Origin of the sequence: Roseibium algae, from assembly GCF_037783265.1 — a bacterium.
Lineage (GTDB): Bacteria > Pseudomonadota > Alphaproteobacteria > Rhizobiales > Stappiaceae > Roseibium > Roseibium algae.
Window position 1 is genome coordinate 1 of sequence record NZ_JBAKIA010000036.1, and the last position, 9,949, is coordinate 9,949.

Annotated in this window: 8 protein-coding genes and 1 pseudogene; 8 read left to right on the forward strand and 1 reads right to left on the reverse strand. The window is 51.5% G+C overall.

All coding sequences use genetic code 11. The features are described 5' to 3' along the window. Positions 1 to 461: 461 nt before the first annotated feature. Positions 462 to 2,003: an amidase gene (locus V6575_RS22945; protein ID WP_340277810.1), complete on the reverse strand. Its 1,542-nt coding sequence runs from the start codon at positions 2,001 to 2,003 to the stop codon at positions 462 to 464. 451 nt (positions 2,004 to 2,454) lie between these two features. On the opposite strand from V6575_RS22945, the gene V6575_RS22950 reads away from it, so the two are divergent. The 8 genes and pseudogenes from V6575_RS22950 to V6575_RS22985 all read left to right on the forward strand — a co-directional run. Next, positions 2,455 to 3,615: a transporter substrate-binding domain-containing protein gene (locus V6575_RS22950; protein ID WP_340277813.1), complete on the forward strand. Its 1,161-nt coding sequence runs from the start codon at positions 2,455 to 2,457 to the stop codon at positions 3,613 to 3,615. After that, positions 3,615 to 4,226, forward strand: a complete 612-nt coding sequence (locus tag V6575_RS22955; RefSeq protein WP_340277814.1) for an ANTAR domain-containing response regulator — start codon at positions 3,615 to 3,617, stop codon at positions 4,224 to 4,226. The genes V6575_RS22950 and V6575_RS22955 overlap by 1 nt, the downstream gene beginning before the upstream one ends. Before the next feature lie 261 nt (positions 4,227 to 4,487). Beyond that, complete coding sequence (locus V6575_RS22960) at positions 4,488 to 5,735, forward strand: transporter substrate-binding protein (protein ID WP_340277815.1); 1,248 nt, start codon at positions 4,488 to 4,490, stop codon at positions 5,733 to 5,735. Between the two features lie 162 nt (positions 5,736 to 5,897). After that, positions 5,898 to 6,791 (forward strand): urea ABC transporter permease subunit UrtB, encoded by an 894-nt coding sequence (gene urtB / locus V6575_RS22965; protein WP_340277816.1) that lies wholly within the window; start codon positions 5,898 to 5,900, stop codon positions 6,789 to 6,791. Positions 6,792 to 6,805: 14 nt separating this feature from the next. Beyond that, complete coding sequence (urtC, locus tag V6575_RS22970) at positions 6,806 to 7,924, forward strand: urea ABC transporter permease subunit UrtC (RefSeq protein ID WP_422785624.1); 1,119 nt, start codon at positions 6,806 to 6,808, stop codon at positions 7,922 to 7,924. Continuing rightward, positions 7,921 to 8,670: an urea ABC transporter ATP-binding protein UrtD gene (gene urtD, locus V6575_RS22975; protein ID WP_340277817.1), complete on the forward strand. Its 750-nt coding sequence runs from the start codon at positions 7,921 to 7,923 to the stop codon at positions 8,668 to 8,670. Before urtC ends, urtD begins: the two co-directional genes overlap by 4 nt. Next, positions 8,670 to 9,365: an urea ABC transporter ATP-binding subunit UrtE gene (gene urtE, locus V6575_RS22980; protein WP_340277821.1), complete on the forward strand. Its 696-nt coding sequence runs from the start codon at positions 8,670 to 8,672 to the stop codon at positions 9,363 to 9,365. Before urtD ends, urtE begins: the two co-directional genes overlap by 1 nt. Before the next feature lie 99 nt (positions 9,366 to 9,464). Further along, a pseudogene (locus V6575_RS22985) lies at positions 9,465 to 9,608 on the forward strand (IS6 family transposase); the annotation flags it as partial. Positions 9,609 to 9,949 lie beyond the last annotated feature (341 nt).

Genomic DNA, 9,949 nt, shown 5'->3' on the forward strand with positions numbered 1-9,949 from the left:
GAATGCTCGCCTGAGGACGCCCGAAATCCGTTCGTTGCCAAGCATCGGCGGGAGCAACCAAATAAGCGGACCCATCATAGAACGAGCTCCGCTCATCGGCTAATCCGCGCACCAACGCCTTATTGAAAGCGAGCATAACTTTGAAAGATCTTTTTTAATTTTAGGCGGTATCAAGCACCGTGAATTCATGGTGGAAAAAGCGTTGCCAAAAGTGACAGGGAAAGACGAAAGAAATTTCGGTGAATTTGATCCTCCCCCTTTGAATTGGTCCACCCCTATACTTAGGAAAACGGAGGACCAGAGATGGCGATCAAGAGACAAAAGCGGGTTGAAGAGGTTCCCTGTAACATTCGGACTGGGGACTTGAAGTGGGAACTTGTTCGTCATCGGGGCATGAGGCTCCACTCTTTTCAGGAATTGGAGCCTCTGGAAACCGCGGTCTTGTTGGTACCTTCTGGCTCTTACTCGAAAACAGATTTGCGATGTTGCGTTGACTGTTCGTAGGCATAGGCCATCTTGATAAGCGCAGCCTCACTCCATTGTCTTGCAAGGAAAATCAACTCGAAGGGCGTTCCAGATGGATAATACCCGGCAGGAACGGTGACACCCGGAATACCGGCAATATTAAGCTCTCCGACGGTTGTCTCGCGAACCGCATTACCAGATTGTGCCATTGGAAGCTCTTCCAGCAGTTGCGGATAGACAAGGGCATCAAGGCTGTGCTTTGCAAAAACCTTATCTAGTAATTCAAGGTAACGCCGCTTGAGCGCTATGAATGCAGGCAGGGCAGGCGGCGTGCGCGGAGAAGCCAGACACGGGCCGAAATCCGGCAGCTCATGCAGGTAGCCAAGAATGGCTCCCTTTGCCAAGACATCTTCCTTTTTTGTTGCTTCGACAAACTCTTCCCACGTTTTCAGGGCTGCGTCAGGACCTAGGCGCTGGAGGTAGTTGGTGATGTCAAAGGGAATGGATTCCAGTCCCCGTCCGTCAAAAAATGGGGTACCAGGTGTAATCTTGCGAAGAGTAGCGAAGTCGGTTCCCGCAAATGGATCTTCAACCAGGATTGCGCCAGCTGCCTCAAGTTCAGTTTTGGTCTGGGCGTAAAGATCTGCAGCTTCGTTGGACAGTTCGTCAGGACGCCAGCCTGGGCCATAAAGCCCAATGCGTTTTCCCTTCAGGCCATCAGCACTGAGGTCAGCCGCATAGCCATCTGCGGGTATTTTATCAACGGATGCCAGAGTTTTGGGGTCTTCGCTAGTGAAGCCCGCAAGAACAGTCAGACACTCCGCGGCATCCTTGACTGTCCTTGCAATAGGACCCACGACATCGCGGTTACTGGAAAGAGGCACAACGCCCGCGTTGGGCACCAGGCCGATTGTTGGTTTGATGCCAACAAGGTTTTGCGCACCGGCCGGGTTCTGAATGGAACCGCCAGTTTCTTCTGCCAGGCCGACAACAGCCATGTGTGATGCGACAGCTGCCGCTGTTCCTGCGCTTGATCCGCCCGTGACGCGGTCTTCCTTCGCGGGATTGATGGTTGGGCCAGCCCAGCTGTCATCCGCGTGAGTTCCTGTCCAGCTCAAGATTGGCACATTGGTTTTGCCAAGAATGGTGGCATCAGCTGCGCGAATGCGCGCTACAACCGGACTGTCGCGTGCTGGCATCAAATCGACGCCGCCGGTTTTTGAATAGAGCATGCGCCATCCGGCGGTGGTGGGAAAACTCTTCATGTCCATTGGGTCCTTGACGACCATAGGTACGCCCGCAAGCGCCCCTACTTTCTCGCCAGAAGCAATGCGGCGGTCAACATCACGAGCTGTTTCCAAGGCTTCCGGGTTCTCGAAAATGATCGCGTTGTATTTTCCATTCAACGTTTTGACTTGCTCAATCGCGGCCAAAGCCAGAGCTTCGGCTGTGAATGTACCTTCAACCAGGCCCTTACGGATCATGTCGACTGTCAACTCTCCAAGTGGAGGAAGAGACACTTCAGTTTTCGTGTTCATGGCATTCCTTTCAAGCGCTTAGGACAACGCCGCCCCCATCGGTTGCAGGACTGCTGCTGACCGAGTTAGATGAATGTATTGCAAGCGAAATGCCGACCATGAATGGGCGAGATTCCAACTTCCGATTGCGATTTGAGAAAATCTGACCACTCTGTCAGCAGAAACGGCATGATTGAAGTCTTGAGCGCTATATGCAGCGCAACAGCATCTTCCGTTCAGGGCCGTGGCCTCGCGTCGTGCGCGATGCGGTACGTACCATGTTTTGATTTTCGCGCAGGATATGCTTCGAGGTCAAGAACCAATTTTTGTGCCGAGTGCACATTTGACACGGCAAGCAGATTGGCGTTTTGTAGGCAAAACGAACCTCGAGCAGGGTGGCTCTCCTACGGAATTTCTTCCGGAAGGTGGCTGCCTTTTTTCCTTTTATGGTTGGGACCAAGTGGAAAATCACATGCACTCAAAAAACTGGCCCGTTGGCGTCATTATGTCTGAGACCGGTGTTACCGGCGCAATCGAAAAAACCCAGATTGCTGCTGTCCGTCTCGCTATTAATGAAATCAATGCCGCTGGTGGCGTCGCAGGGCGATTGATCGAACCCGCATATGTCGATCCACAATCGACGCCTAAACTGTATTGTGATTTAACCCGCGACCTGTGCCGTGACCGCGATATTCGTGTGTTTTTTGGCGGTCATATGTCAAGCACACGCAAGGCAATGATGCCGGTGATCGAAGCGCAAAATGCGGTTCTATTCTACCCGACGCTTTATGAAGGCTTCGAATATTCGCCCAATTGTATCTACACGGGAGCGGCACCCAATCAGAATTCGGTCCCCCTTGTCGACTACCTTTATGACGAAGTCGGGAAATCAATTTTTCTGGTGGGGTCGGATTACGTTTATCCTTATGAATCAAACAGGATTGTGGCTGATCTGTTTGCAAGCAAAGGCGGCAGAGTGCTCGATGAGCTTTATGTACCACTTGCCCTGACGGACGCTCATATCAAGACAATATTGGAGCGCATCGACGCCTGTAAGCCGGACCAGATCTATTCCACAATTGTGGGTGACGGTATCGTGGCATTCTACAATGCTTTCAAAGAGGCCGGCTACAATCCGGAAACCAAGCCGATTTCGAGCCAATCAACATCGGAAATTGATGTAGTCCGGATGCAGCCCGGTGCTGCAGATGGGCACATCATTGCCGCGCCCTTTTTCAACAGTTTGGAAAGAGCTTCGGCAAAGGCTTTCACCCAAGCACTCTCTGCATCAACACCAGATGGTCTGCCGACGACAGCTCCGGCTGAAGCCGCGTATTTTTCGGTTCATCTTTATGCAAAAGCTCTTGCCTTGGCGGGGGCTGATACGCGCAACGAACTGTTGGCCGCGCTGTATGAGGTTGAATTTGATGCACCTCAGGGACCGGTCCGGATCGACCGGTTTACAAATCATGCGCATCTGTGGCCTCGGGTGGCGCGGATCCGTGAAGGCAAGCCCTATGAAATTGTCTGCAAGCCCACGGAGCGCGTTGCGCCAGACCCTTTTCTGGTCAAGATCCTGTCTGAGGAACTGTCCGAATCTTATGATGTCGAGCAGACGGGAACTGAATTCTGATGAGTTATTCATTCCTGAAAGAGCTGCAAAACCTCAAGGTTGTTGTTGTCCATCCGCTTGATGAAGAAGGTTCGGCGTTGATGGATCATTTAAGACGCATTGGCTGCGTGCCGCAGCTGATCTGGCCAGTGCCTGAGCGTTTGCCTGAAAAGACGGATATTCTTTTATTGTCCATTGATGATTATGAACGCGATGCACTCAACACATTGATCAAGTCTATTCAGCAGCCTAAGCCGACGATTTTGGTTATCGTGAGTTATGAAGATCCAGCCACGCTTCAGAAGGTGTTGGAGAGCGGGGCAATGGCTGTTCTGGGCCGTCCAGTCAAGCCGTTTGGGCTGCTCTCAAACCTCGCAATTTCCAGGCAACTCTGGCATCAGAACCGTGAACTCAATCGCGATGCCCGACGCTACAAGCGCAAATTAAAAGGCGATCAAGTTGTCATGCGAGCCAAGACTATACTTATGAGTGAGCAGAGACTTAATGAAGATCAGGCGCATCACGAGCTTCGCACGCTTGCCATGAAGCGACGGGTTGCAATTGAGCAACTTGCCATGGAAATCGTCGAGATACATGAAGACAGTGCAGGGCAAAAAAATGAGACTGAGTAAACATTACGCCTTGTCACCATGCGTGAGATAGCGTTATTGTTTCTTCATAAAGTCATGTCCCGTCCTTGAGGCCACGTGACGTATATTTTCCTCAATATAAGAGGAATAGGCAAAGAAGCCCGCATCGGCCCTTTCGAGAGGCCACGCGGGCTTTTTGCATTTCGACAGGGCTGTCGGACTACTTCATTTAACGAAACTCAATGAACTCAAAAAAGTCTCGTGCTTGGAGCAACGCTTCTGCATGGCAATAAGGGGAACTACATGACCATTCAAAGACGACAGTTCATGAAAACAGTTGCTGCAGCCGGTGCTGCATTGACGCTTCCAGGCTATATTCGTTCCAGTTTTGCTTCTGGCGAAACAATCAAAGTCGGTGCGCTCTATTCGCAGACCGGTGGTTTGTCCGTTGTTGAGAAAATGCTGGCTGACGGTGTGCAGATGGCTGCAGCTGAAATCAACGCCGCAGGCGGTGTGATGGGAAAGCAGATTGAAGTCATCGTTGAAGATGGGGCTTCCGATCCTAAAACTTTTGCTGAAAAAGCGCAGAAACTTGTCATCAAAGACAAGGCGATGACCGTTTTTGGTTGCCATACTTCAGCCAGCCGTAAGGCGGTTCTTCCGATCTTTGAACGCCGTAATGCCATGCTGTTTTATCAAACCCATTATGAAGGCTTTGAGTGCTCGCAGAATGTGATTTATTCCGGCGCTGTGCCTAATCAGCAGCTTGGAAATTACATTCCATGGATCATTGAAAAGCTTGGCAAGAAGAAGTTTTTCCTGGTCGGGTCCAACTATGTTTACCCCCGCGAAATGGCAAAGGTGACCAAGGGCCTAATTGAGGCTGGTGGCGCAGAGTGGGTGGCTGACGAGTATCTTGAACTCGGTCATTCCGAGTGGGCTGTGATGGTCAACAAGATAAAGGAATCGGGCGCAGACGTGGTGCTGTCCAACGTTGTTGGTGACTCCATCATTTCCTTCTATCGCGAGTACATTAACCAGGGCATGAGCCACAAAGATGTGCCAATTTGTGCGACTGTGACGTCCGAGATCGAGATCGCGGCAATGGGACCGGAATATGCGGAAGGTAGCTACACGTCCTTCCCATATTTCATGTCGCTTGATTTGCCATCAAATACCAGCTTCATTGAACGCTACCGCGCCTTTGTTGGTGATCCAAAGGCGCTGACCTACCACTCCCTCGAAGCGGCTTATTTTCAGGTATTCCTTTGGAAGCAAGCGGTTGAAAAAGAGGGCGGGTTGACTGCTGACGCAATTCGCGCGGGCATTCGTGGTCAAACTTACGCTGCACCAGGTGGCGAAGTTAAGGTTGATGAGGACAACCTGCATTGCTGGCTCACTCCACGCGTCGGCCAGTGGCAATCTGACGGTCAGAGCAAGGTGGTCAACGAATACCCTGCTCCGATCAAGCCTTTGCCTTATGCCGCGTACGGCGAGACAGCTGAAAATCTATTCTGCACGCCACAAGGTCTTGATTCAAGCAAGCTATAATATCGAGCCTGATGCGGCCGCACATGAGTGTGGCCGCATTCCTCGTGCGGGCCCAAACCGGGTTTATGCAATGGCTGCGCTAACATCAAGAATGTGACGGTCATCACGCCGAAAGTCCTGCCCATATGTCGGCGACATGCACAATTTCCAGGAGACGATCTCTTGTTCGATACGCTTTTTATCGGCTTAAGCATTAGCTCAATTTTGCTGCTAGTGTCTCTTGGCCTTGCCGTTACTTATGGCGCAATGGGCATCATAAACATGGCCCATGGCGAAATGGTGATGATCGGTGCCTATGTGGCCGTTCTCATCAAAATATGGATTGGCGCAAATATCTATTTCGCAATTCCTGTGGCCTTTCTTGTGACCGCCCTGATTGGGCTGGCCATCGAAAAACTGGTGGTTCGGCGCCTCTATGGCCGATTGCTGGATACGTTGCTCGCCACCTTTGGGATTGCCATTTTGCTCCAGCAGATGATTCGGCTTGAGTTCGGGTTGAGTTTCTTCGGTATTCATATTGAAGGCCTTGGCACGGGGCTGCAAAATCTGCCTATGCCGGATGAGCTGCAGGGCACGATGGTGCTGTTTGGACAAGAGCTGAATATCTACCGGTTGTTCATTATCGTCATGACCATTGTGCTGACGCTGATGACCTGGTTTGTGCTTTATAAAACCCAGCTGGGCATGAAAGTTCGGGCGATTATTCAAACCCCCCAAATTGCATCTGCCTGTGGCATTGATGTCAAGCGCACCAATGCGATTACCTTTGCCCTTGGCTCGGGCCTGGCAGGTGTTGCAGGTGTGTTTCTTGCCGGCTTCAAGACGGTTTCGCCAGACATGGGCGCAACTTTGGTCATTGATGGTTTCATGGTCGTGGTCACCGGAGGCGTAGGCAGTCTTTTGGGAACCGTCGCCGCGTCGGGCTTGCTGGGTGAACTCAACGCAATTGTTGCGACGGGCTACAACGACATCGTCGGGCGTGCGGCTGTGTTTGCAGTGGTGATCTGCGTCATTCTCGTCAAGCCGTCTGGCCTCTTTTCATTCAAGGGACGCTGAGCGTGAAAAAGTTAATGAATTATCGTGTTTTAGCCTACTTGGTCTTCTTTGCCATAATTCTCTATCTTCCGGTTATCGGCGACGAATTCTGGCTCAACCGTGTGGCCAAATACCTCTGTTACGGCATGCTTGGTGCGGCTGTTGCCCTGACATGGGGCTATGCGGGCGTTCTAAATTTGGGGCAGGGGCTGTTTTTCAGCATCGGTGCATACTCCATGGCGATGTCGCTTAAGCTTGCAAGCTATACAAGCCTGCAGCAAGGATCTGATAAACCCGTCCCGGATTTCATGCTGTGGAATGCCGAACCCGGGGCACCCACGGACCTGTGTTGCATCTTGCCGGGTTCCTGGGCCTGGTTGCCGTTTCAATCGCAATGGTTTGGGCTGGCTATGGCGGTTGTCGCGCCGGTCGTTGTTGCGGTCATTCTGGGGCGGATCATCTTTGGGCAACGCATTTCAGGCGTCTTCGTCTCAATTATCACGCTTGCCCTCGTCCTGCTGACACGATTGATTGTGGTCGATGCGCAGCCGCTGACCAACGGGTTTAATGGGCTGACAGATCTCGGTTGGTTCACAGTCGCCGGATACGAGTTCGATCCATACAGCAAGGCAACCTATTACCTCGTTGCAATCAGTCTTGTGGTGGTGTTGACGCTCACGCGACTTTTGGTAGCCACCCGTGCGGGCGTGATTTTACAGGCCATTCGAGACAGTCAGACCCGGGCCTCATATCTCGGTTACAATGTTCCAGCCTACCAGACTTTCTTTTTCGCGGTTTCAGCGGGCATCGCCGGTCTCGCGGGCATGCTTTATGTGCTTGTGTCGGAGTTTGCGTCACCGTCATTTCTTGAGTTGAGCTTTTCCGTCACCATGGTTGTGTGGGCAGCTGTTGGCGGTCGTGGGTCCATCCTGGGGGCCTGTATTGGTGCGATTTTGATCAATATGATTGAGGCGCAGGCCTCCGAAACAAAGGCTCTGGTCGAATCCTGGAAAGCCATCATCGGCTTCATTTTTGTTCTTGCGGTGATTTATTTCCCCCAAGGACTTGCAGGCTTTGTGCATGAAAAGATTGCCTTGTTTCGAAGCCGTGAAACCGGCCCATTCGGAAGACAAAAGTCGGAGATCGTAAATTGAGTGACATGGCGTTGGAAGTGGATGGGTTGACTGTTGATTTCTCAGGGTTCAAAGCCGTTGATAGCGTGTCGGTCGCCGTTAAAAAAGGCGAGTTGCGGGTGCTGCTTGGTGCAAATGGTGCGGGCAAAACGACGCTGATGGATCTCATCAGCGGCAAGACTCGCTCGACGAAGGGGCGTGTAAGAGTGAATGGCCGGGATGTAACCAATTGGCGTGAGCACCGCATAGCGCGTGCAGGCATTGGTCGAAAATTTCAAATCCCGTCGATCTTTTCTGGCCTCACGGTCCGGCAAAATTTGGAGGTTGCCCGTTCAGGTAAACCCGGTGTCTTGTCGAATCTTAATTTTGGAGGAAAAGGTGCTGAAAAAAATCAGGTCGACGAAATTCTGGCCCAGATTGGACTGGAAGAAGATGCCGGGCGCGAGGCAGACTTTTTGAGCCATGGGCAAACCCAGTGGTTGGAGCTCGGGATGCTGATTATTCAGAATGCCTCGGTTATTTTGCTTGATGAACCAACCGCTGGCATGACACAGGCGGAAACAGCAAAAACGGCGCAAATTATCAATGACATGAAAGGTCGTCACACATTGCTGGTGGTTGAGCATGACATGGCATTTGTGCGCGATATAGCAGAGCGCATCACGGTGCTGCATCTAGGTAAGGTTCTTGCAGAAGGCAATGTTGCCTTCATTGAAAATCATCCTGAGGTAAAGGCCGCGTATTTGGGCGCACAGGGGATTCAATGATGCTGAAAATTCAGAATCTGAACAGTTACTATGGACGGTCAAAAGCGCTCGATGATGTTACCCTGAACATCGAAGCTGGCAAGATTACCGGCATTGCCGGACGCAATGGCACGGGCAAAACCACCTTCCTAAAAACGATCATGGGGCTAACAGACAGGTCTGATGGTCAGCTCACGCTCAATGGCACCGACATTTCGGCCTATTTGACTCACGAACGTGCGCGCGCAGGCATTGCTTATGTGCCGCAGGGACGAGAGATCATTCCGGATTTTAGCGTGCGCGAGAACATTCTTATGGGCGCTTATGCCGACCCGGAAAAACGAATTGGAATTCCGGAAATTGTGCCTGAGCTCTTCCCGTATCTAATCAACAACCTGGATCGCGCAGGAGGGGTCTTGTCTGGTGGGCAGCAGCAGCAATTGGCGATTGCTCGCGCACTGGCCGCACGCCCCAAACTGCTTCTGCTTGATGAACCGAATGAAGGAATTCAGCCTTCAATTGTTGCGGAAATCGAACAGGTCATTCTGCGGCTCAATTCGGAATTTGGCCTTACCATAATTCTTGTTGAGCAGAATATTGGCTTTCTTCGTCGTGCCTGTGCGCACTTCGCAATGCTCGAAAAAGGCCATGTTGTTGAAGGCGGAAGAATAGATGGGCTCACAGATGATGCGGTTCAGAGCCACATGATGATATGAGGCCCCTCGTTCCGGGCCTGTCGCAAAGTTTCTGCGTTAACGTGACTTTGACGTTTAGCAGCTGAAAAGACGCTCCGATTTTGTTGGAGCAGCGGGTTCATGATTCTCAATACGATTGCCGAAAAGCTGAGAAACCAGTCGAAGGACGATTTCAAAGGTCGGCAATTTGAGGCATGGCTGATCATTCAAGCTGTATCATGGTATCTGCGTTATCCGCTGAGCTACCACGATTTAGATCGTGTCGCGTTTAATCAGATTCAGGATTCCCTTTCATGTTGATCCGTGATTCTTTGTCTTGTCGCCAAACAAGGCAGTCTTCATGGGTAAACCTCATCCTTTGGAACTTCGGCGCCGTGTTGTCGCGCAGGTTGATGCAGGCAATACGCATAGCTCGGCAGCGGCGCGGTACGATGTTTCTGTCAATTGAAGTGTTCCCGGAAATTTGGACAGGTTGTTAAGGTGTATCCCATTGATTTGAAGGGATACGAGAATGGCGAGACGCCGGAATTTTACGGACGCGTTTAAAGCGAAGGTCGCGCTTGATGCACTGCGCGGAGACAAGACGATCCAGGAGATCGCAGCCA